At 62.8% G+C, this 23243-nt stretch carries 17 protein-coding genes; 2 read left to right on the top strand and 15 right to left on the bottom strand.

All coding sequences use genetic code 11. The features are described 5' to 3' along the window. Positions 1–63 precede the first annotated feature (63 nt). Positions 64–732, top strand: a complete 669-nt coding sequence (locus NLM33_RS02095; RefSeq protein WP_254094234.1) for an outer membrane protein — start codon at positions 64–66, stop codon at positions 730–732. Positions 733–798: 66 nt separating this feature from the next. Here NLM33_RS02095 and dusA read toward each other — a convergent pair whose 3' ends face one another. From dusA to NLM33_RS02050, 9 genes are all read right to left on the bottom strand, one after another. Beyond that, entirely contained in the window at positions 799–1794 is a 996-nt protein-coding gene (gene dusA, locus NLM33_RS02090; protein WP_256570510.1) for a tRNA dihydrouridine(20/20a) synthase DusA, read from the bottom strand. A 151-nt stretch (positions 1795–1945) separates the two neighbouring features. Next, complete coding sequence (locus NLM33_RS02085) at positions 1946–7267, bottom strand: filamentous hemagglutinin N-terminal domain-containing protein (RefSeq protein ID WP_254094232.1); 5322 nt, start codon at positions 7265–7267, stop codon at positions 1946–1948. A gap of 32 nt (positions 7268–7299) precedes the next feature. Beyond that, positions 7300–8949: a ShlB/FhaC/HecB family hemolysin secretion/activation protein gene (locus NLM33_RS02080; protein WP_254094230.1), complete on the bottom strand. Its 1650-nt coding sequence runs from the start codon at positions 8947–8949 to the stop codon at positions 7300–7302. 325 nt (positions 8950–9274) lie between these two features. Beyond that, complete coding sequence (locus NLM33_RS02075; protein WP_254094228.1) at positions 9275–10591, bottom strand: FAD-binding oxidoreductase; 1317 nt, start codon at positions 10589–10591, stop codon at positions 9275–9277. Positions 10592–10633: 42 nt separating this feature from the next. Next, positions 10634–11950: an FAD-binding oxidoreductase gene (locus tag NLM33_RS02070; RefSeq protein ID WP_254094227.1), complete on the bottom strand. Its 1317-nt coding sequence runs from the start codon at positions 11948–11950 to the stop codon at positions 10634–10636. A gap of 124 nt (positions 11951–12074) precedes the next feature. Next, a complete protein-coding gene (locus NLM33_RS02065) occupies positions 12075–12821 on the bottom strand; it encodes an amino acid ABC transporter ATP-binding protein (protein WP_305880482.1) in 747 nt (248 codons plus the stop codon). Then, positions 12818–13633 (bottom strand): amino acid ABC transporter permease, encoded by an 816-nt coding sequence (locus tag NLM33_RS02060; RefSeq protein ID WP_254094226.1) that lies wholly within the window; start codon positions 13631–13633, stop codon positions 12818–12820. Before NLM33_RS02060 ends, NLM33_RS02065 begins: the two co-directional genes overlap by 4 nt. Then, positions 13633–14349: an amino acid ABC transporter permease gene (locus tag NLM33_RS02055; protein WP_254094224.1), complete on the bottom strand. Its 717-nt coding sequence runs from the start codon at positions 14347–14349 to the stop codon at positions 13633–13635. Before NLM33_RS02055 ends, NLM33_RS02060 begins: the two co-directional genes overlap by 1 nt. A 20-nt stretch (positions 14350–14369) precedes the next feature. Continuing rightward, entirely contained in the window at positions 14370–15200 is an 831-nt protein-coding gene (locus NLM33_RS02050; RefSeq protein WP_254094221.1) for a transporter substrate-binding domain-containing protein, read from the bottom strand. 237 nt (positions 15201–15437) lie between these two features. Between NLM33_RS02050 and NLM33_RS02045 the strand changes: the two genes are divergently transcribed. Next, on the top strand, positions 15438–16169 hold the full coding sequence (locus NLM33_RS02045) for an IclR family transcriptional regulator (protein ID WP_254094219.1): 732 nt from the start codon (positions 15438–15440) through the stop codon (positions 16167–16169). Positions 16170–16190: 21 nt separating this feature from the next. Here NLM33_RS02045 and NLM33_RS02040 read toward each other — a convergent pair whose 3' ends face one another. The 6 genes from NLM33_RS02040 to NLM33_RS02015 form a co-directional block, all read right to left on the bottom strand. Continuing rightward, positions 16191–16982: a 4'-phosphopantetheinyl transferase superfamily protein gene (locus NLM33_RS02040; RefSeq protein WP_254094218.1), complete on the bottom strand. Its 792-nt coding sequence runs from the start codon at positions 16980–16982 to the stop codon at positions 16191–16193. 240 nt (positions 16983–17222) lie between these two features. Further along, on the bottom strand, positions 17223–18059 hold the full coding sequence (locus tag NLM33_RS02035) for an ABC transporter ATP-binding protein (protein ID WP_254094217.1): 837 nt from the start codon (positions 18057–18059) through the stop codon (positions 17223–17225). Next, positions 18056–18955, bottom strand: a complete 900-nt coding sequence (locus NLM33_RS02030; RefSeq protein ID WP_254094216.1) for an alpha/beta hydrolase — start codon at positions 18953–18955, stop codon at positions 18056–18058. The genes NLM33_RS02035 and NLM33_RS02030 overlap by 4 nt, the downstream gene beginning before the upstream one ends. Before the next feature lie 36 nt (positions 18956–18991). Then, positions 18992–19519: a sigma-70 family RNA polymerase sigma factor gene (locus NLM33_RS02025; RefSeq protein WP_254094215.1), complete on the bottom strand. Its 528-nt coding sequence runs from the start codon at positions 19517–19519 to the stop codon at positions 18992–18994. A gap of 120 nt (positions 19520–19639) precedes the next feature. Next, entirely contained in the window at positions 19640–21841 is a 2202-nt protein-coding gene (locus tag NLM33_RS02020; protein ID WP_256570509.1) for a TonB-dependent siderophore receptor, read from the bottom strand. A 283-nt stretch (positions 21842–22124) separates the two neighbouring features. Beyond that, entirely contained in the window at positions 22125–23192 is a 1068-nt protein-coding gene (locus NLM33_RS02015) for a helix-turn-helix transcriptional regulator (RefSeq protein ID WP_254094212.1), read from the bottom strand. Between the last annotated feature and the right edge of the window lie 51 nt (positions 23193–23243).

Below are 23243 nucleotides of genomic sequence, written 5' to 3'. Positions count from 1 at the left end.
ATCCCGGATCAGGGTTGGACAAGCGCTGCGTTGATGACGCGGCCCAGTGGGAGATTGAGAGTCATGACTGCCAGAGCCGCATTCCGTCGCACGATTTGCGCCCTGCCCTTTGCCGTCGCGCTGACCGCCGGCGGCGCAAGCGCTGCCGACCTGTCATCGCGCTATGCCGCGCCCGCCTCGGCGTACACGGCGCCGCAGCCGGCCTATTCGTGGACGGGCCTTTATGCAGGCTTCAACGCCGGCTACGCCACGAGCGGCGACGACGCCTACAACAACCTCGTTGGAACGAGCGGCGGGAAGGTCAAGGGCGCCGTCGGCGGCGTGCAGATCGGCTACAACTACCAGCTCTCGCCGATGTTCGTGGTCGGTATCGAGAACGACTTCGAGGGTGGCGACATCAAGAACCGCGACGCGCTGAGCAGCGCTGCCGTCAGCGTGCCCTGGTACATGACGGGTCGTGCCCGCGCCGGCATCGCGACGATGGATTCGCGCCTGCTGTTCTTCGGGACCGCCGGTCTTGCGACCGGCGAGTTGAAGGACGGTCCGATCAACAAGATGAAGATGGGCTGGACCGCGGGTGGCGGCGTCGAATGGGCATTCCTGCCTAAATGGTCGGCCAAGGCCGAGTATCTCTACACCGAGTTCAAGCACGACGATCTGCCGGACTGGAATGCCGCAAAATTCCACAGCTTCCGCGTCGGCGTGAACTACCATTTCGACCTGTTCCGCTGATCGGCGATGCGACGAAGAGCCGGATTGTCGATCCCGCTCTTCGCTTCAACGTTCAGAGGGGTGTCGCTATTCCGCGGCTTCCGCCACCGCGCGATCGCTCACGCGCGCGATCGCATCACGAAGGACATCGAGCCCGGCGCCTGGCCTCACGCCGTGCTCGGCAAGATGGCGGCGGAAGGCGCGCGCGCCGGGCACGGCATGGAACGCGCCGACGAAATGCCTGGTGATGGCGTGCAGCCGCGTGCCACGCGCAAGCTGCTCCGCGATGTAGGGCATCATGGCTTCAAACGCGGCCTGCATCGTCGCATGCGGTGCAGCCTCACCGAAGAACTCCGGATCGACCGCGAGCAGCCGCCACGGATCGTGATAGGCGGCGCGCCCCAGCATCACGCCATCAACATGGGCGAGATGGGCTTTCGCCTCGTCGATGCCGAGGATCCCGCCGTTGATGACGATGGGTACGTTGGGCATTGCCCGCTTGAGACGATAGACGCGATCGTAGTCGAGCGGCGGGATGTCGCGGTTCTCTTTCGGCGACAGGCCGTTGAGCCAGGCTTTTCGGGCATGCACGATCAGCGCATCAGAACCAGCGGCGACCACCGCGCGCGCCAGCCGATCGAGCGCGACCTCCGGATCCTGGTCGTCGATGCCGATGCGGCACTTTACCGTCACGGGCACGCGCACGGCGCGTTTCATCGCGTCGACGCAGGCGCCCACCAGTTCCGGCTCAGCCATCAGGCACGCACCGAAGCGACCGTCCTTGACCCGGTCGGACGGGCAGCCGACATTGAGGTTGATCTCGTCGTAACCGACATCGGCACCGATCTGCGCCGCCAGCGCGAGCGCGCGCGGATCCGAGCCGCCAAGCTGCAGCGCCACCGGGTGCTCGCACGGATCGAAGGCCAAGAGGCGCGCCCGGTCGCCATGAATGACCGCGCCGGTCGTCAGCATCTCCGTATAAAGCAGCGCCCGCCGCGTCAGATGACGGTGGAACACCCGGCAATGCCGGTCCGTCCAATCCATCATCGGGGCCACGGAAAAGCGATAGCCTTGATATTCCAATTACTTATCCCATTCTTACAATGAACTAGAGCAGGAACAAGTGCACGCGTAGCGCACACGAAATCGGGGTGGAGTGCACACGCAATGCCGACCTTTAGAAAGCTGAACTCATGGCGATCGACTGGGTAGGCATCGCAGGATAGATGCTCAGCTATCGCACCGACCTGCGCAATCCTTCTGCGCGCTGCGCGGCGTCCAGCCAACCATCGAGACATTGTCGACTTGAACGACGACCGCAATTGGACCCGGAACCGATGCGGCGGTCGAAGTGACCTACGTCGAACGACGACAGGGTCGGCTCGGCCGGAAGCGACGCCGCCGGCGGCACCGAATAGACCAGCCAGGTCCCGCCGACCGTACCCGCCACCACATAGTTCGGGTTGGTCAGCGTGCCGGTCACGCTGACCGTGTAGCTGCCGGCAGCGCTGGTATTGCTGATGCCGAACGAGCTGGACAGACCGGTGAGAACGCTGGCGGACTGGCCGTTCTGGAGGCCCGTGGCGGATAAGCCCGGATTGGTCGGCGAAAGGCCGTAGAGCGAGAAACCGCTGAGCGCCGTGACGATCACCGGCGCGGGATTGACGGTCCAGCTTCCCGTGCTCGTTCCTGCCACCGTGTAGTTGCCGTTGGTGAGCGTACCCGTTACGCCCAGCGTGCAGCTGCCGGCATTGGTCGCATTGGTGATACCGAACGAATTGGAGAGGCCCGTCAGCACACTCGCGGTCTCGCCGTTCTGCAAGCCGGTCGCGGCCAGACCCGGATTGCCGGGCGACGAACCATAGGTCGACGAGCCGCCGAACGCCGTGACCGTCACCGGTGCGGGATTGACGCTCCAGCTTCCATTGTTCGTCCCGGCCACCGTGTAGTTGGCATTGGTCAGCGTACCCACAACGCTCAGTGTGTATGTGCCGGCATTGGTCGTATTGGTGATGCCGAATGAATTAGACAGGCCGGTGAGAACACTGGCGCTCTCGCCGTTCTGCAAGCCCGTCGCCGACAATCCCGGATTCGACAGCGAAGCGCCGTAGGTCGAAGAGCCCCCGAGCGCGGTCACCGTCACCGGCGCGGCATTGACCGTCAGGGTGCCCGTGCTGCTGAACGCCAGAGCGTAGCCCGATGCCGCCGACAACGAACCCTGCGCGACAGTGATGGCATAGGGACCTCCGCCGACGGTAGCGCTCGCACCCGACCCGCTCGAGGTCACCACGGGACTGCCGGTGAACGCAGAGCTTGCGCTGTCGCCGGCGAAGGCGCCGCTGACGCCGCTTTGATATCCTGATACGCTGTAGCTCGATGCAATCGCAGAAGTGACATCCGCGCCATAGGTCTTGGTGGCATTGGTCGACGTGAATGTCAGCGTCGGCTGATAGGCAAACAGATATCGATTGCCCGAGGCGGTGACGCTGGCCGGCGGAAGCGTCGCGTAGGTCGCATTCCAGATCGCCGTGTTGGCGCTGTCCAGCCCGCCAAACGAATCCGAGCCGGGCGCGCTCGAGTAGATCAGCCACCGGCCGGACGTAGCTGTCACGGCACTGCTGCCCGCATTGTTGACGAATGCGCCGGCGGCGGAGAGCACCGGGCTCGCGGCGCTGACCGACGCACCGGACGCGATGGTGAGGCCGCCCGACGTGAGAATCGTCGCGGTGCCTGTCGCGGTGAGGCCCGAAATTCCCGCAATTGTCCCGATCGTGAGCGACGAGCTGTCGGTCAGCGCAACGCTGCCGGCGGTCGCCGCAACGGTCCCTATGCTGTTGCCGCTAGCGGTGAGGTTGAAGGTTCCGTTCGCGCCTGAGAGCAGCAAATTGGTCGCGGCGATCGTGCCGCTCGCCTGCGTGAAGGTCCCGCTCTGTGAAAGGCTCAGCACTCCGCTTGTCGAGGAGATCGATTCGTGCAGATCCGTATCACCCGATGCAATCAGCGCCAGCGTTCCCGCGCCGTTGTTGGTGATCGAGCTACCCCGAAGCCGCAGGGCGATGGTCGAGCTCGAGCTGCCCGACAGGCTCAGGTTTCCGGACGACGCCGTGACGGTGGTCCCGCTCGCAAGGAACAATCCGTAGCCTGAGGTCGACGCTCCCGAGATCGACATCGGACCCGATGTCGTCAACGTCGCCGAGGTCTTCACCTCGGTCCCATAACCGGACGTATTTGTGCCGCTGATCGAAAGGCTGCCGCCGCCGGAATTGGCGAGCGAGCTCGTCCCGCTCCAGAGCACGCCGGCGCTGCCGGAATTGGCCGTGCCGGCATCGTTCGACGTTCCCTGGATCGTGAGAGCCCCGCTACCCGAATTGCTCACGGCGGTGCCGGCCAAGCGCGTCCCAATGGTCGAGCCTGAGCCGGTGGTAGCGCTTGAGGTCCCGTTGACCGTCGCATTGCCGCTCGCGACATTGAACGTCACCGCCCCGAACTGCACGCCCGTTGCGGCGCTCGACGTCCCCGACAGCGAGACGGTCCCTGATGTCGTCAGACCAGCATCGAGTTGCACGCCATTGGTGCTGCCAGATTGACCGGTGATGGTGATCGAGCCGCTACCGCTCGCGCTCAGGGCACTGGCTGCGCTCGTGAACCGGACACCTAGGCCGGAGGTCGAACCGGTTCCGCTCAAGCTCGCGGTCCCGCCGCCGACGCTGATCGTGGCACCGTTGAGCGTGATGGCCGTGGTGCTGTCGGTGGTCGTGCCGCTTGCGATCAGATTGCCGCCGGACGTCGCAATGGTCGCATTGGAGATACTGACGGCGCGGCCGGCATTGAGCGCGAGCGCACCGCCGTTGGTCGTCATACCGGCGTTGACGAGAATATCCCGCCCGGCCGTCAGGCTCACCGCATTGCCGCTACTCCCGGTCACCGCATTGTTGACCGTGATGTCGCTGGTGCCGCTGGTCGTGATCGTGACGCTCGCAGACGCCAGCGCAGAAATTCCCGATGTCGTCTGAACGGTGCCGATGGTCAGGCTCTGATTGTTGACGAAGGACATCGAGCCGACGCCGGTCGCCGCCAGCGTGCCGACCAGATTGGCCTGACCGAGCGAGAAGCTGCCGCCGCCGGACAACAGGAGACTGCCGGCGGTGATCGTGCCTCCCGACTGCGTCACCGCACTGGTGTCACCGATCGCGAGCACGCCGGATGAGGACGTGATGGTCGCAGCCAGATTGGTGCCGCCGGTGCCGCTGAGCGTCAACGTGCCGCTGCCGCTGTTCGTAATCGCATTGCCGCTGGACGACAGGTCGATCCCGAGAGATCCGGAACTGGTCGCGCCGCTGATGGTCAGATTGCCGCTCGAGACCGTCAGCGTGTTGCTGCCCTTGGCGGAGAAACCCGAACCGCTGGTGGAGGTGCCGGACAGAGTGACTGTGCCTGACGTCGCCAGGCCCACGCTGGTGTTCAACCGGATACCATTGAGGCTTCCGCTGATGCCATTGAGCGCCAGCGTTCCCGCACCTGAATTGGTGAGCGTCGTCGTCGCGGAATTGAACCAGACGCCGTTGGCGGACGTGGACGTGCCGCTTAGGGACAAATTGCCCGAACTGTCGGTGATCGTGTTGCCGCCGTTGACATACAGACCATAGGCCTGCGACGCAGAGCCTGTGTTCGCGCCGGAGATGGAAACCGAGCCGGAGGTCGTGAGACTGGTGTTGAGCGCCACCCCGTAATTGGTGACGGTCGTGCTCGAATTGCCGACGATGGTGATCGAGCCTGCGCCGCTCGCCGTGAGCGTATTAGCGTTGGTGGTGAAGAAGACGCCCTTGCCGGTGGTCGCCGTGCCCGTCAGCGTGGCCGTGCCGGTACCAACGCTGATGGTGGCGCCGTTGAGCGTGATGCCCGTGGTGCCGTCGGTGGTGCTGCCGGTCACAATCAGACCGCCGCCGGATGTATTGATGGTCGCACCGGTCACGGTGACGCCGCGGCCCGCATTCAGGTTGAGTGCGCCGCCATTGGTCGTGATGTTGGCGTTGACAAGGATGTCTCGCGCCGACGTCAAAGTGAGCGAATTGCCGCTGCTCCAGGTCACCGCGTTGGCGACCGTAATATCGCCGCTCTGCGCGCCCGAACTGCCGGTATTCACCGTGACATTGGCCGTCGCCAGCGCATTCTGCAACGTGGTCACGTTGAGGACGGAGCTGTTTCCCGACGGCGTGAAAGGCGTGCTGCCGGAGATGTTGCTGTTGGCGCCGGTCGATATCGTCACGTTGTAGGGGTCAAGCAGCAGCGTCCCGGTGCTACCGCTGGCGGCGGTGACGTCGACGCGTCCGTTGTAGCCGAGTACACCGTGGCTGGAGACTTCGACCGCGCCACCCGCCGCTGACCCCGCACCAGTCGCGAGAATCGAGCCGCGGAAATCGGTCACGGTGTCGGACCAGATCACGACATTGCCGCCGGCGCCTGTGCGTCCATTGGCCGAAACGATCGCGCCTTGTGCGATCGACGTCGTGGCCGCGGTGCGCACAGTCTCGCTCACGAGCTTCGCGGCAGCATCGACGCCGCCGCGCATGTCGCCGCCGATCAGCACAGAACCGCCGTTCGCTCCGTCGGCGGATACGCGTGCCGTCGACGTCAAGGCGATCTTGCTGCCGGTCGCTACGATGGTGCCACCCTTGCTCACCCTGTCACCGTTGGCCGAGAGCCTGCCCGAGACGGTGACCGCACCACCGTCGCCGCCATCGAGGATAATGCTTCCGCTGCGTCCCCTGACGCTGCGCGCCGTCACGGCGCCCGAAACATTGATGACGTCCCGCACCAGCCGTTGCGCCGTCGCGGCCTTGATCTGGACGCGCCCGCCCGCCGACTTGATGCGGCCGGTCACGTCGATCAGCGCGCGACCGTTGGCGGCGGTCGCACTGGTGGGAATCGCGACTTGAAGAAAGCCGTCACCGGTCGGATTGAGAGTCGCCATTTCTCCTGAGCCAAGTCCGACCTGGCCCAGAGGCACGTTGATGGTGCCGCTGTTCGACACCGTTCCGCCGATCAATCCGACGAAGGACCCCGGAGCGGCCGAGATCACCCCGGCATTGCTGACCGCTGCGGAAGCGCCTTTGCCCGCAAAGACAAGGCGTCCGGCATTGAAATCCGCCGTATCGATGTCGAGCGTCGAGGCCACGAAGCCGCCGCCGACCTGAACCGTTCCGGTCGAGGTGATGGCAATGCCGTTCGGATTGACGAGAAAGACCTGACCGTTCGCGCTGATCTTGCCCGCGATCACCGAGGACGTCTGCCCGGTGACCCGGTTGAGCGTGGCCGAACCGGCATTGGGCTGGACGAAATTGACGGCGCCGCTTTCCCCGATCGAGAAACCGTTCCAGTCGATCACCGACCTGGAGGAGCTCTGCGTGATCGTGAGCCCATTGCCGGCGGCGTCGATCCTGGCCTGGCCCGAGACAACCTTTCCGCCCTGCGGCAGCAGGACTTGCGCATATGCTTGGGAGCCCCAGGCCATGATCGGCAAACAGAGGAGCAGCGCTACGGCTCCTGCGCGATGCATCGGCAGCGTCGCCCTGGGACGATGGGCCTGCATCAATAGGCCATCGAAGCGACGGCATTGGCGCGCCATCCCAGCCTTGCTCCGGGCAGATCCGTGAAACCGCGCGCGGCCTCCAGGCCGAGCGAGGATCCCGGCAACACGCCAACGGCGTCGACGACGCCGCGCACGCCGCCGCCGACCGAACCGGCATTGAATGCGGGCCGCTCGACGGCGGTCACGTTAGCCAGCCAGCCGCGGCCGGCCGCACCGAAGACATAAGGCGACACCGTCGTGTTGACCGTGTCGAACCGGAACGAACGCGACAATTCACTGCGCAGCGTCACACCCTGATCCGCCGTCAAGGTGCCCGACGCAAACGCGGAGATCGCATCGGAACCGTCGAGCGAGAGCTGCTCCGAGCGTAGCATCGGCTTGTTGAAGCTCGCCTGCCCGGCGCCGATCAAATCCCAGCGGAAGCTTCCCGGCATCGGCTGGATGACATGAAAGCTGCCCGAGAGCTTGGTGAAATCTGCGCTCGCAGCGAGCCGCGAGAGCGGGACCCCGGATGCCGCGGCGTCGAGCGCGCCCCGGCCGCCAAGCCCGCCCGAAAACGTCATACCGGCTTGCAGGCCCGCACCCCATGGCAGGGTCGTCGCATAGTCTGCGCCAGCGCGCGCGACGGCGTAGCGATCATGGCTCAGCATTACGTCGAAATCGGGTGCGCTGATCTGCTGGTCGATATGCTCGAGCGACACATTCGCATAGAGCGACGAGGCTCGCGTCAGGCTGATCGGCCCGCGCAGCCTGACGGCAACGCGTTCGAATGTGCCGAGCGAGCCGACTACACCCTGCGCCTGAGGCGTCCGCGTCGTCGAGTGGGTATATTCCGGATTCACGGTCAGTCCGTCGACGCCGACGGGAATGACCGCGCCGCCGCCATAGACCGCGAGCGGCGTCCGCCCCTGCGCCGCGGCCTCTAGATTTGCGCCGAGGCCGACCGAGCCGTAGACCTGATCCCCCAACCCGAGTGCGCTGTTGACGGCCATCGTGCCGCGAAGCTGCCACGTGCCGACTGAAGCCGGCAGCCGATCGTCAACGCCGGTCGATGCCGAAACGAGCCGATGCTCCCCATCGAGGATCAGCTTGGTGCCTCCCTCGCGATCGCCGCGCATCAACGTGCTCCGGAGCGCGAGACCCGGCAGATCGCCCGCGACCAGCAGCGCCCGCTCGAGCTCGGCACGCCGCAGATGCCTGCGGCCGACCAGCCCGGCGGTGCGCGCCGCAACGACGGATCGGGCGCGCGCCGGCACAGCATCGACATTGATCGCCTCGATGAAGCCGTCGATCACGAGGAGCCGCAACACGCTCCCATCGACGAGGTGTTGCGGCGGCACCGCAACACGCACGAGCGGATAGCCGGCGTCGTTATAGATGCGCTCCAGCTCGGCCACGACGGCGTAGATTTCCGTCACGCTGACCCGTCGTCCGCTCAGTCCCGCGATCATGCCTCCGCTGGCGACCTCGGCGAATCCGCCATCGATCAGCACCTCGCGCAGCAGCACCGTCATGTTGCGATCGCCGGCCGGAGGCGCGGTGACCGACGTCCCCGGGAGAATCGTCGTCTGCTCACCCGTCAGAGCGGGCGGACGTAATTCCTGTGGCGTGACCTGACTTGGCGCAGTGACTTGCGCGCGGGCCGTCAATCCGACAGGAGATCCTACGCCCACTCCTGTGCAGATCGCAATGCGAAGGCAGCGACGGAGCATTCGAGATATCTCGGGGAATGTTCATGAGACAATCGCACCCAAGACGATCTTCAAGCGCGCACTTCAAAAATGGAATTCACTCGAAACTGCCGCGTTAATCTTAACAAAGCGTTGCGCATCGGGCACCAGGCAGTGCACATCCGTATTGCCACGGGAATTGCGCCGCAAGTGAAAGCGAGCTTGCCCATCAGCGCGAATCGGAAGTCGATAACGCCAGCGCGACCATCGCCCAAATCCTTGACGACGGACACGAAGGCTCAGATCAGGCGACCTTTTTCAACCGCTTGAATCGCTCCATCCGAAACGGAGCCGGATCGACGCAAGCTGTCGATCCGGTCACGAGGTCGGCCATCAACGCGCCGGCGCCCGGGCCGATACCGAAACCGTGACCGGAGAAACCTGTCGCGAGATAGAAGCCGGGAACGGAGCCGACCGGCGCCATGACTGGAACGGCATCCGGCGTAACGTCCATCAAGCCGGCCCAAATCTTTGTGATCTTGGCGTCGCCGAACACCGGGAAAGCCTCGCGCAAATGGCGAACGCCGCCTCGGACGAATCGCCACGACGGATCGGGATCGAGAATGCGGACCTGCTCGAAAGGCGTAACTTCGTCGCTCCGCCAGCTTCGCGCCATCGACAGCTCACGAAAAAACTGACCGCCGATGCGAGGCGTCAGCTCATTCCAGCTTTTGATGAGCGTCGGCGTATAATCGCAGAACAAGCGGAAGCTGTCCGGCGTGATTGGGGCAATATTTGCGTTGCGCTGAGCGACAGTGAACCCGCCGTCCAGACGGCGACGGAAAGCGAAGTTACCCGCACCAACTGCGAAATCCGGAACGCCGTCGACCGAGGACAGGCGGACGACGCTGCCGAGGATCTTCAGGACTGGAAGATCGATGCCCATGTTGCCAGCGAACAAGCGCGACCAGGCTCCGCCCGCCAGAACCACGGAGGAGCAGCGGATCTCACCGTGCTCGGTCACACAGCCGCTCACCCGGCCCGCCGATCGCTCGATGGAGCGGACCGCGCAGTTGGTGAGGATGTGCGCCCCCCTAGCGGCCGCACCGCGCGCAATTGCCGGGGCTGCGACAAACGGCTCGGCCTTGCCGTCGCTCAGCGTGTGCAACGCGGCGCGAAACGGCTTCGCCGCTCCGGGAATAAGCCTCTTCAGCGCCTCGCCGCCGACGAGGCGGGAATCGAGACCAAGCGGGGCGGCATGCTTGAGCCACTCCTCATACATCGCAACGTCGGCGTCGGTGTCGCAGAGATAGGCGATGCCCGCCTGCCGAAAGCCCGTTTCGCCGGCGATGCGCGCGTTCATGCCGCGCCAGAGTCGAAGGCTTTCGATCGCAAGCGGCAACTCGGCCGGGTCACGCCCCATCTGGCGCACCCAACCCCAATTCCGCGACGACTGCTCCGCCCCGATCAGTCCCTTTTCACACAGGGCAACGCTGACGCCGCGCTCGGCCAGCGAGAGCGCCGTCGACACACCGATGATGCCGCCGCCGATGACGACGACGTCGACCTTCGCGGGCAGATCCTGCGGCGTGACGACGAGCTCGGGAATTATTCTGGACAAATTGTCCCCCTTCGAGACGAGCGCGTAGCGGACTGCTCCAATTCAGCGCCCCGGACGGTCGAGGAAATCGCGCAGGCGATACCAGCCGGCAAAAAGTGGCACGAACCACGGCGTGCCCGCATAGAAGGGCACGGCAGCAAACGTCTCGCGGTCGAAAGCCGACGGCAGGTTTTGCTCCCCGAGAATCTTGCGCGCCGTCTGGTAACCGAGATAGGTCATCAGCGCGACGCCGTTGCCGTTGCAGCCGGCCGCAAAATCAGTGCCGTCTCGGGCACCGAGATGGGCGATCTTGTCGACCGTCATGGCCACGCGACCGCTCCAAGCATGGGTGATCTTCACGCCCGCAAGCTGCGGCCAGACGGCCAGCATGCGCGCATAGAGCCGCTTGGCGGCAAGCTTGTCCGGCATGTCGAAGATGCCCGGGCGCGATCCGAACAGAAGTCGCGTCTCGTCGGGCGATGGCCTTGTATAGATCAGGTCACGGCGCGTGTCGGACACCATGCGGGCCTGCGGAATGAGCTCGGCGAGGAGATCAGCCGGCAGCGGCTCGGTGGCAATCTGATAGCTCTTGACCGGCACGATGCGGCTGGCGAGCCCCGGCGTCGCGTCGGCGGCGGTGTAGCCGTTGGTGGTTGCGACGACGTGAGCGGCTCGGATGCTGCCCCGCGCGGTCGGCACGATCTTCTCCCCACCCGCTCCATCCTGGACGACAGCCGCACGCGCATGCGAGCGCAGCACGACGCCGGCGGCGCGCGCCCGGTCGCGCAACGCCTTGTGATATTTGCCCGGATGCAGACCGCCATATTGGTCGATCACCATGCCGCCGTGATAGTAGTCCGAACCGATCGCGGCCCGCTGATGCGAGCGATCGAGGAAATGCACGGTCACGCCGGTCTTTTCCGCCAGCAGTGCGCCATGCCGCTTCAAGGTTTCGTAGTCGGGCGCCGCGTGAGCGCCGAAAAAGCGGCCGGTGAGCGCGAGGCCCGCATCCAGCTTCTCCGTCTCGACCAGCATCTTCAGATAATCGAAGCTCTCATTGCTTTCGCCGATCAGGCGCGAGAACAGCACGGGGTCGATCCCCTTGATCGCGCCGCCAACCACCAGCTTCTGACCGCTCGACACCATGCCGCCCGACCGCGTCGAGGCGCCCTCCCCGATCCGGTCACCGTCGATGACCACGACCGAGCGCCCGGCGCGCGCCAGATGGGTCGCCGCATTCAGCCCGGCATAGCCCGAACCAATGACCACGACGTCGGCGCGCTCCGGCAGCGGATCGAGATCGGTCTCCGGTTCCGCGGCCTCCCACCAATAGGGCGCCTCCTTGAAGTCTTGGGCGTAGATATCGTCAAAACGGGGCATGATCCATTGGACCTTCCGGCCCACCCTTCATTGCTTGTGGGATGGCCGCACCGCGCAGCGTATTGCCAGTCCCGACAGGTCGATTGCACCGGACCAACGACGTCCCGTCCGCCCGGTGATGCGATCAGAGAACCTGACCGAGGAATTCGCGAGTGCGCGGATCTCGCGGATTGTCGAAAAGCTCTGCGGGAGGCGCGCTCTCCACGATCAGACCATGATCGGTGAAGCAGACTCGCTGCGAGACTTCCCGGGCGAACTTCATCTCGTGAGTCACGAGAATGCAGGTGAGGCCTTCCTCCACAAGTTCGCGGATGGCGAAGAGAACGTCTTTCACCGTTTCCGGATCGAGCGCCGCCGTCACCTCGTCGAACAGGATCACCTCCGGCTGCATGGCGAGTGCGCGGGCGATTGCCACGCGCTGCTGTTGTCCGCCGGAAAGCTGTCCCGGATAGCTGTTCGCCTTTTCGGAGAGTCGAACCTTCTTCAGGAGATTGCGGGCGCGCTCCTCGACTTCGGCGCCATCATGTCCGAGCACCTGGATCGGCGCCATCATGATGTTTTCCAGCGCCGTGCGATGGGGAAAGAGGTTGTACTGCTGAAACACCATCGCCACCTGATGGCGCAACGCACGCATCGCCTTTTCCGACTTCATTTCATGCACGCGATGCGCACCGACGCGAATAAAGCCTTCGTCCACCGGAAATAGGCCGTTAATGCAGCGTAAAATGGTGGACTTTCCCGACCCGGAGGGACCGATAATGCAGACGGCCTCTCCCTTCTGCACAGACATCGAAATGCCCTTGAGAACCTGGAAGTCGCCGAAGGACTTGCGGACGTTGTCGAGTTCGATCAGCGCATCGGTGCGGCTCACAGGTTTTCTCCCTTCACGGCACGTTCCCGCCGGCGCGCCAGGGCCGCAATCGGATAGCAGTAGGCGATGAACAGGAAGAGGACGGTCAGATAGAAGTAGACGATCACGCGCTCGTTCTCCGTGGCCAGCAAAGTGTTCAGGATCGTCAGCACGTCCTGGATGCCGGTGACCGTGGCGAGCGCGGTCGCGATCATGAGCAGCGCGTAGAGATTCATCCAACCCGGAATCATGCGCCGCATGGCCTGCGGCATGATCACGTGGCGGTAGATCTGGCCGGTGTTGTAGCCGAGCGAACGGGCCGCCTCCCACTGGCCGCTGTGAACGGATTGAACCGCGCCGCGGATCACCTCGGAGAAATTCGCCGCCGTCGGCAGCGCAAGGCCAATCACGGCTTTCACGAATGGCGGGAACGGAACAATCGTGCCGAAGATGCGCATCTCGAAGGGCAGGAAATAGAGCGTTGCAAAGAGCAGAACGAGCCAGGGTGAATTGCGCAGGAAGTTCACCAACAGGAGCGAAACGATCCGGATCGGTCCGAACCGCGCGAGCGTTCCAAGCCCCACAACTGTGCCAAGCGCCGTCGCCAGAACCATCGACGCAACGGAAAGAAGAATATTGAGGACAAAACCGCCGGTGACCGGCCAACCGGTTGCGGAGCCGGTCAGAAGCACGGGAAGCCGCACCAGCACACGGGTCCAGTACGCCGAGCCGCCCGTCGCGGCATCGACACCAATCCAGACCACCACACCAAGGGCGATCAGCAACTGAACGGCGCGCTTCTTGTCCTCGTAGTGGAGCACCAAACCCGTCATCAATGCCCCCTTCCGTAACCAGGGAAAGCCATGAAGGCTTCGAGCCTTGCCATCGCGAATGTAAGAACGGACACCAGCGTCACGTAGATGAGGAGCACGAGGATCATTACCTCCAGCGTGCGAAACGTATCGTTGTAAATCTGCCCGGCGTAGTACATGAGCTCCGGCACGGTGATGACGGACGCCTGCGAGGTCGTCTTGAAGAGGTTGGTCAGGATGTTCGTCAGTCCCGGCAGGCAGATGCGGGTCGCGATAGGCGCCTCGATGCGCCAGAAGCGGGCCCATCGGCCGTACCCCAGTGACCGCGCCGCATCGATGATCGATCGCGGCATGGTTTCGATGCCCGAGCGAAAGGTTTCTATCGCCAGCGCCCCGCCGAAGAGACTGAGCGAAATCGCAGCACAGGCGAAGGCGCTGAGCAGCGGCACCGACAGCCCGGTTGAAGGATCGGTCACCTTGAGGCCGAGGGTCGAGAGGGTGAAATAGGCAAACAGCATCTGCAACAGCGGCGGCGTGTTGCGAAACACCTCGACGAACAGCTCGATCAGGGCGTCGAGCCAGAATATCCGCAGCGTGAGGCCAAGGGCCCCCAGCATGCCGATGAGGATGGCGGCACTCGACGAGAGCGCCGCCAGCTTCAGCGTGTTGACGACACCGATGAGCAGCCATCGCTGGTACGCTGGATCCGCGAGCCAGGAATAGTCGAGACCTAACAAAGGCTGCTGCTCCGTGTCCGTCAGTTCTTCTTCGCAGAAGCAGCCTTTGCCCGCGCAGCGATGTAGTCGGAGTGCGGCATGCCGAACTCGGTCTCCCACGCAATCAGCTTGCCTTCGGCCTCGGCCTTCCCGATGGCCTTGTCGACGGCTTCGCGGAACCCCGCGTCGTCCTTGCGGACGCCGCCGGCCATCGGCTGGAATTCATAGGGTGCAACGGCGATCTTGTAGCTCGCCCAATCGGGCTCCTTGAGCTTCTGCTGAAGCGTCATGTCGTCGAAGACGAAGCCGATGCAGCGATTGTCCTTCAGCGCGCGATAGGCTTCCGGCTGCGTCTTGAAGGCGACCAGAGTGATACCGAACTCCTCGGTCATCTTCTTGTTGTAGTAGGAGCCCTGGATGCCGCAGATCGACTTGCCCTTCAGCTCTTCCCATTTGGAGAGCGTCGCGTCCTTGGCCATCAGCACCGATGGGCCGGCGGCGGAAACATATTCCGTCGTGAAGTCGATGACCTTGGCGCGCTCGGCCGTGACGCCAAGTGTGGCGAAGATGGCATCGATGCGGCCTGCGGTCAGGAAATCGATGCGATTGGCAGCGATGACCGGCACGAGCTCGATCTTGTCCTCGGAGCCGAGGAGCTCCTTGGCGACGTACTTGGCAAGCGCGACCTCGAAGCCGACGACTTCGCCCTTGTCGTTCAAATAGCCGTAGGGCACGTAGTCGTTCTTCACGCCGACGATCAGCTTGCCGCGTGCCTTGACGTTCTCGAGCGTACCCGCCACGGCGGCGCCACCCGCAAAGACGGCAGCGAGCGCGAGAACGGAAACGCCCATCATCCTTTTGAAGCCTGTCATCCTGTTCCTCTGGATAAATCACGGCCTTCCGGTGCCGTTGCCGCGGCGCCGCGTCAGCCATTAGCCTTGTGCGAATGCAGAAATCAGGTCGCTCAAAAAATATGCACCCCTCTTGAGCGATCTAATTTTCATCATTGGAGACACATCTTTCTCAATGTACAAGCTATCGAACGTTCTTTTTTCACAATGTGAGATTTTGTGCCCACGATCGTCCAACCGCCGTCCGGTGGAGCCCAGTTGCTCGACCGTACCGTCGTCTTGCTGGATCTCGTCGCCGATGGCGGCGTCGAGGGCCTGTCGCTGAAGGAATTGACGGCCCGTTCCGGGCTGAACACCGCCACCTGTCACCGCATCCTCAACACGCTGGTCGGCCACAAGCTGCTCGCCCGCGACGACAAGAAGCGGCGTTACCGGCTAGGTGCACGCATGGCGATCTACGGCGTCCGCGCAGCCCGCGGCCCCGGCATCATCAGCCGCTGCGAGGTCGCGCTGACTCGGCTCAGGCGCCGCACCGGCGACACGACCCACCTGATGGCCCGCTTCAACCATGATTCAGTCTGCCTCGACCGGCGCGACGGCGAATGCATCGTGCCGACGCTGACGGGATCGGTCGGCGGCTTCGTGCCCCTCGGCGTCGGCCCTGGCTCGATCGCGATGCTCGCATTCCTCGACGAGGACGAGCAGGACTACATCATCCGCGCCAATCTCGGGCGCTTCGCGTCCTATCGCAACCTCACCGAGGACAAGGTTCGCCAATTGATCGCCGATACCCGCCGGCGCGGCTACGCCGTGGACCTGGGTGAACTCATTCCCGGCATTGCCGGAGTTGGAATGCCGATCATCACGCCGGGCGACAAGCCGGGCGCCGCGCTCAGCTTCACGCTGCTCTGCGCGAAACTGACGCCCGGCGTCATCGAACGCTATGGTGAACTTCTGAAGGAGGAAATCGACGCGATCGTCGATCAGTAGCAAGCGCCGGAGCGAATGGCTCTATGCCGACACGCGATCAACTTGCACCGGGATAATTTCGTCCACGCCGGATGAAGTCATTCTTCTTGCAACGATGCCCGTCGGTATGTGTTCAATGCGCTCAGCGCAGAGCGCGATGAGGTAGCCATCCTCAGGACGGAATTGCCAACATTGCCAACGACAGGGGGCGTCAGCCAGTTCTGGAGCGATTTCCAGATCAATAGTGCCGCTCTGGTCGAATCGGAAACCAAGCTTTTCTAGAGGTATGGACACTCCCTTTCCGCGTGCCTTGATGTAGGCTTCCTTGAGAGTCCAGTATTGAAGAAACCGCTCAACCTTGAGCTCGCCCGGCACTTTGACAAGATCCTGCAGCTCCTCTGGCGAAAGGACCTGCTTCGTGACATCTAGCAGATCTTTGTCCCTCTGGGTGTTCTCGACATCCACTCCTACCGCCCGGCCCGTTGCAACTGCCAGAACAATCAGACCGGTTGTGTGTGAAACGTTGAAGAACAGATCGCGGATTCCCGTCCGCATGGCGTCAATTTCCGGACGCCCGTACGCGTTCTGCGAAAACACCCAGTCTGCTGGGTGCAAGGGTTGATACCTCGATAGTACCCTTCGAACCAGCGCACGCGTCGCAAGGTACCGGTCCCTGTCTCTTTCGAAGTGAAAGCGCAGTTCGTGCTGCTTTTCGTCCGGAGCCAAAAAAGAGCGTGAAGCGGCTGCCGTCACGAGATCAAGCCGGTCGTCCGCAAGCCAAAGATGGATTTCGCCTACTGAGAGTCCAATGATGCCTCGATAAATCGTCTTCATTTGCTGACGTCGCCAGACTTGCCCACTCTGCCCCGTTCACTAGGCCTGCCCACACTCGACGTGACCAGATTTCTCTTGATTTCCCCGTGGAGGTCGCGCACACGCCGCCCTCTAGGCAACTGAAACACTTGAACTATCCATCCGATCCGTCATGAGCAAGCTTAAGCCAGCTGCAGCCAACGAGAGCCAATCCGTGATTTGCCGCTCCGACCGCTCTAAGAGCCGCGCGTTCTATCCTTGTCAGCGTGGATAGCTGATGGGGCGGCCCGTTTCCGGACAACGCGTGACGCCCATGGACACGCCATAGATCTTCTCAAGGATCATTGGCGTCATGATCACTTTCGGCGGTCCGCACACGACGACACGTCCGGACTGGAGCGCGATGATCTCGTCGCAGAAGCGCGCGGCCATGTTCATGTCGTGCAAAACCATGACGACTCCCAGACCGCGTTCATGGCACAGACGGCACACGAGCGAGAGGACCTCGATCTGATGTGCAATGTCCAGGGCCGAGGTTGGCTCATCGAGTAAGAGACATTCGGTATCCTGCGCAAGGAGCATGGCAAGCCAGGTTCGCTGACGCTCCCCGCCTGAGAGAGTGTCGACGAGCCGATCGGCAAAGACCTCGGTTCCCGTCTGCCGCATCGCCACTGAGACCTTGTCCTTGTCGAGAGCGCCGAAACGGCCGAGCGCGCCGTGCCACGGATAGCGGCCGAACGCGACCAACTCACGAACCAGAACGGCCGGGGCGAGAGGCGTCTGCTGCGGCAGATACGCAACCTTGCGGGCAAACGGCCGGTTGCTCCATCTTTGCAGATCGATCCCCTTGAAGCGAATGACGCCCACGGAGGCCGGCTGCTGACGCGCAAGCAACTTGACCAATGTCGACTTGCCGGAGCCATTTCGGCCAATCACCCCGATGACCTTCCGAGCGCGCAAGTCGAGCGTCAATGGATCAAACAGCGTGCGCTCAGCCAGCTTGAAGCCGGCACCATTCAACTCGAACAGCGGTGTATCCGAAATCGGATCGAGGGAAACCGCAGACGGATCGGAGTGGCATCCTGGCGAGAACGTCATGACCGCGTTTGCTGCGCGCCCACACGAGACACTGGTCCGGACTCCGGCCCGAACGAAAATCGCACGGCCGAATTGACGGCGGCCGGAAGCACCGACATGTGGGTCTCACCCGAATACAATTCAAATCGCACATGCTGGCCGGAGATGGACGACAGACGATCCGCCATGGCGCAGGCATTATCGACGATCCGGCTCTCGGCAAAGCGCACTGCGCGCGACGCGGCATCAGGTGCGGTCTCCTGGAAAGGAGCAAGTCGCTGCTCATATTCGCCTGCAGCAAGCAGAACCCTCCCGAAACGCGGTCCGCTGGTGGCCTCAAACCGCGTCGCGGCAGCCAGGATAGCTCCCTCCTCCCACCAGATTGCGGGGCTGATCGCGATCCAGGTTGCGAACGCATCCGGCCGATTGAAAAGAGCATGAAGAACAAAAAGTCCTCCAAACGAGTGGCCGAAAATCGCCTGACGCGTCAAATCCACGGCGATCCGCCGCGAGATCTCTGGCTTGAGCTCATCCTCAATGAAAGCGAGAAATTCGTCGGCTCCTCCGGTTCGAACATCCGGCCCGCCCGGACTGTGCGGTGGATAGGTGCGGCCGGGCGGCGGCCCCATGTCCCATGACCGGCGGACGCTGTCGTAGGCATCGTCCGTGGGATAGCCGATCCCTACCAGTATCCCATTCGAAATGCCCGTCCCGAGCGGATAGCTGCCCTGAACCCGCAGCACATCCACTGCAGTACCGATCACCGCATTGCCGTCCAGAAGATAAAGGATCGGCCACCCATCGGCCGGCGCCTCACCCGCCGGAGCGCGATAGAAGATCCGATACGGCGCACCACCACGTCGTGGTGCGAGATCGAATTGAAGCGTATCGGCGATGCGCGCCGGTATTTCGTTCACGATAGTCTCCAACACAGGCAGCCGACAGATTATTCCTCAGGCAGCTTTGCAAGATTGATCCGTGACACCGGTCCGCAGTGGCGGCCCGTGAGATTCGAGGCAGGCGACGCAATGTCGCTGCGCGTCCCGGATCATGAAGTTCACCAGGGTCGGCGATACGCCGAGACTCGCGGCCAATGCTTTCTGCGGAACGCCATCCAGCCGGTGCGCCGTAAAGACCGAGCGCGTCCGCTCGGGAAGGTGATCCAGAGCGTTGAGGACAATCCGCAGCGCTTCACATCCTTCTAACGTGCATTGCGGGTCGGCGATCGGGGCTTCAATAGTATCGAGATCGTCCGGTGGCAGCACGTGCCGCAACTCCCATCGCTGCTGCCTTGCCCGGTCGATGGCGAGGTTGCGGACCATCCGACAAGCAAAGCTCAACGGGCAGTCCGGACGAAATCCCCTGAGATCGCATGCCTTGAGGATCACGTCCTGGACGACATCTTCCGCCAACTCCTCCGATGCCAGGATTCGCGCGGCAATCGCCATCAGACGACGCCGGTTGCAGATCAGCGTGTTCAAGAGTCCATCTTGATCCGCGTTGCCTGTGACGTTCAACATGATGTCATCCGTTGACCCGGGGATGCGGAGGCCTACGCCGAAGCGGAGGCCTCCGAACTGGCGGACTTTTCCGAGAGGACCTCACCAGCGATAGCCGAGCGTCGCGATCACCGTCAGCGGCGCCCCGCGATAGCAGTAGCCGACCTGACACGTGGTGTAGTGCAGATTGAACAGGTTCTTGGCGTTGACCTGAAACTGCATCCCCTTCAGCTCCTTGGCCGCCTGGCCCAGGTCATACTTCAATGCTGCGTCGATCAAGGTGACTGCACTGTTCTTGAACGTGTTCGCGTCGTCGCCGTAGCTCCACGACATGTATCGCACGCCACCGCCGACGCTGAGCCCTGCGGCCTGCGGGATCGCATAGTTTGCCCATAGCGTGACGGTATGCGGCGGATTGCCCGATGGGAATTTTCCGATCGTCGCGCTGTCCGCGGCCTGCTTAGTGACCATGTCGAGATACGTGTAGGACGACGTGATATCAAAACCGCCACCGAGACTCGCGAGCCCCTGCAGTTCAAAACCGCGGCTCTCGATCTCACCCCGCTGAACCGTGACGCCCGTTCCTGTCGTCACCAGGCCGCCATCCTGGGTCAGATCGAAGACCGCGGCAGTGATGAAGCTCCTGGTGCCTGGCAGCTGATATTTGACGCCAATCTCCGTCTGCCGACCCGTGGTCGGTTTGAAAAAGACGCCATTCGGATCAACACCGAGGTTCGGAAAGAACGAGGTCGAATAAGCCACGTAGGGCGCGACACCGGACTCGAAGACGTAGGACAGTCCAGCTCGTCCACTGTAGGCCTGGTCGGACTGCACCTGCCGGGAAACGGCGATCAGATCCTCCCCCGTGGTGCGCACCCAGTCGCTGCGACCGCTCAATGTGAGGATCCAGTGATCCAACTTGGCCTGGTCCTGGATGTAGACGCCCAATTGGGTCTGCCGCTGCTCGATCGAAGCTGAAATCGCCGGATCGGGAATGGATTCGAGCCCATAGACAGGCGCGGCCAGATTGAGATCGGAAACGCCGCCCCCAAATCCCTGCATGTCGTTGAACTTTGACCATGTGTAGTCGGAACCCATCAGTACGGTGTGCTGTACAGGCCCGGTCGCAACCTTGGCCTCGACCTGGTTGTCGACAACGGCCGATTTCAGCAGATCATGGACGTAGCCCGTATAGCGCGAAACGACGTCATTCACCGGCGCGCCAAGAAAGCCTACATACCGCGTGGTCGAATCGAGATCCGTGTAGCGGAATTTTTGCCGCACGGTGACCGCGTTGTCGAACGCATGCTCGAAGATGTAGCCGACGCGGCCCTGCTCCTGGTCGAGCGAGTTGTAAGAGGGGCTGCCGGTATAGATATCGGTAGTGGTCCCCGTCGACGACGAATAGGTGAACATGGATCCCGGCGTCTTGGATTTCTGGTAGCCCGCGAGAACCGTAAAGGACGTCGACTGGTCGGGCTTCCAGGTAAAGGCCGGCGCGATATAGACACGATCGTCTTTGCCGCCGGGCACGAACACATCCGCGTCGCGAACGACGCCCGTCAGTCGATAGAGGAACTGACCGGTGGAATCGAGCGGACCAGAGAGATCGAAATTGCCCTGATAGCGGCTACGGTCGCCAAACAGCGTCTGCACCTCGTGGAACGGCTGGCTTGTCGGCAACTTGCTCGATAGATCGATCAGGCCGCCGGGGGAGCCGAGGCCATACAGCGCCGAGCTCGGCCCGCGAACGACCGTAATGCTGTCGAGGCCGTAGGGCTCGGTCTTGAACACGCCGAGGCCTGCGCCGACGAGGCGCAGCCCATCGAGATAGACGCCATTGTAGGTGACATCGAAGCCGCGTAGCGAGATGGAATCAAATCGCGGATCGAAGCCAGCCGCATCGATGCGGACCCCCGGCTCATAACCGACCGCCTCCGTCAACGATTGAACCGCCCGGTCGCTGAGCTGCTTGCGCGTCACGACCGAAATCGATTGCGGCGTTTCGATCAGCGGCGTGCTCGTTTTCGTGGACGCTGTGCTTGTTTCCGCAACGTAGCTGGTCTCACTCGAGCCATTGGCCCGCTCAACGCCGGAACTGCGCTCGTTCGGATTCCTGCCTGCTGACGTGCCGCCCGAATTGCGCTGCGATACCGCCCGCCCGCGGGGTGATTGCGGGCCCCGCGTGGCCGTCTGGGTGCGCGCCCGGGGCTGACTGGGAGCATCCACCGTGACCGGAGGCAATGATGTCTTCCCATCCGGACCAGCCTCGGACACCTGCGCGGCGGATGGAGTTGCCTGCATGGCCACTCCCAAGCCGACCAATCCCAAGCCAGCCTTCACCAGCTGACCGCAAATGAATGTTTTCTTATCGTTGCGCCCCATTGTCATCCCAAAGTTGTATTCTCGACCAACCCGGACAAATCAGATTTGAGCGCGCGTCGCCTTTGCGAGCGCGCAAATGACTTTTGATCTCTTGTGGAGGCTCTCCAAACCTGCGCCGTCGCGACCGCTTCATCGGCGCGACGGGATGTCATGCAGAAAGACGCATGTGAATGCAGGCCGCTACAAGATCGGCAGATTGAAATCAGCGGCAACGACTCGGTGAGTGGCCAAAGCGCCTGCGAAAAGCCGTGGCAAAATTTGCCGGGTGCGCATAGCCGACCCGGTAGGCCGTTTCAGTGACCGACAAGCGTTGGTGAAGCAGAATGTCGCGTGCGGCATCCAGCCGCTTATTCCTCAGATAGTCGATCGCGCTTTCGCCATAGACCATTTGGAACTGCTGATTGAGAGATCGGTGACTTAGCCCAGCGCGCCGCGCCAATTCCGGGATGCTCCACGGATAGCCGGGATCCGCGTCGATCTGGTCCTTCACGGATTGAAGTCGGATTCGTTTCTGATCCACAGCCAGGTCCGGCTCGACCTGGCCGTGCGCATTGAACAGCGTATAGACCAAGATCTCCGCGGCATGCGCACGCAACAGCAGTTGAGCACCGCTTCTGTCAAGGGATGCCGAGAACATCTCCGCAGCGATGGCCTGAATCCGCGGAGTTGCTTTCAACGAAGCAACCGTCGTCTTCGCTCTGCTCTCCTTGAAGAGCGCAAGAAACTCTTTCTCGAGGCCAAGCCCGCCGATCGAACCTTGGGCGAATGCCAAGCCGATCGCGAAGCTCTCGCCGCGTCGAATTGTCTCACCCACCGCGCCGGGTTCGCGGACGGCAACTACCGAGATTTTCGTTTCGCCAGCAACTTCCTTGTGCGCTGAGCCACTGGCCCCCTCGCCTGTGCTGTCGAAATGCAGGCAGATAAACAAGCTTGGTGGAAGAACTACGTCGGTCTTGGTGTCAAAGCCAAATCCACCCCTGATGGCCACGCAACCAGGAAACTCCAGCCACTGGGCAGACCATGCAGAGCCAGGTTGCACAGATTCACGAGCAACCTCCCCGCTGCCCCACAGTTCGACAATTTGATCGTAGAAGTCTTGCATCAAGTCCGCCGCGTTGCGACTTTGCTGATCATCGGCGGCGCGCTCAAGACGTCCCCGTTCAGTTTGGAGACCTTCAACACTAGATTTCGTTGAAACAGATGAGCGCGATTCCCGTGGGCGCATCGCGAGCCCGTCGATGACAGCCGCCAGCGAGTTCGGCCCGTTCAAACTTTGCCGCCGGGCAAAGCCCCGGCTGCAAGAGCGATCTCGGCCTACCTC

Source organism: Bradyrhizobium sp. CCGUVB1N3, assembly GCF_024199925.1.
Classification (GTDB): domain Bacteria; phylum Pseudomonadota; class Alphaproteobacteria; order Rhizobiales; family Xanthobacteraceae; genus Bradyrhizobium.
The sequence above is the reverse complement of the archived record's forward strand: the minus strand, read 5'-3'. Positions and strand labels throughout refer to the sequence as shown.

Coding starts and splice junctions, on each gene's coding strand:
- NLM33_RS02095 (WP_254094234.1), top strand. CDS start 64: ATGACTGCCAGAGCCGCATTCCGTCGCACGATTTGCGCCCTGCCCTTT.
- NLM33_RS02085 (WP_254094232.1), bottom strand. CDS start 7,267: ATGCATCGCGCAGGAGCCGTAGCGCTGCTCCTCTGTTTGCCGATCATG.
- NLM33_RS02070 (WP_254094227.1), bottom strand. CDS start 11,950: ATGCCCCGTTTTGACGATATCTACGCCCAAGACTTCAAGGAGGCGCCC.
- NLM33_RS02060 (WP_254094226.1), bottom strand. CDS start 13,633: ATGACGGGTTTGGTGCTCCACTACGAGGACAAGAAGCGCGCCGTTCAG.
- NLM33_RS02050 (WP_254094221.1), bottom strand. CDS start 15,200: ATGACAGGCTTCAAAAGGATGATGGGCGTTTCCGTTCTCGCGCTCGCT.
- NLM33_RS02040 (WP_254094218.1), bottom strand. CDS start 16,982: ATGAAGACGATTTATCGAGGCATCATTGGACTCTCAGTAGGCGAAATC.
- NLM33_RS02035 (WP_254094217.1), bottom strand. CDS start 18,059: ATGACGTTCTCGCCAGGATGCCACTCCGATCCGTCTGCGGTTTCCCTC.
- NLM33_RS02020 (WP_256570509.1), bottom strand. CDS start 21,841: ATGCAGGCAACTCCATCCGCCGCGCAGGTGTCCGAGGCTGGTCCGGAT.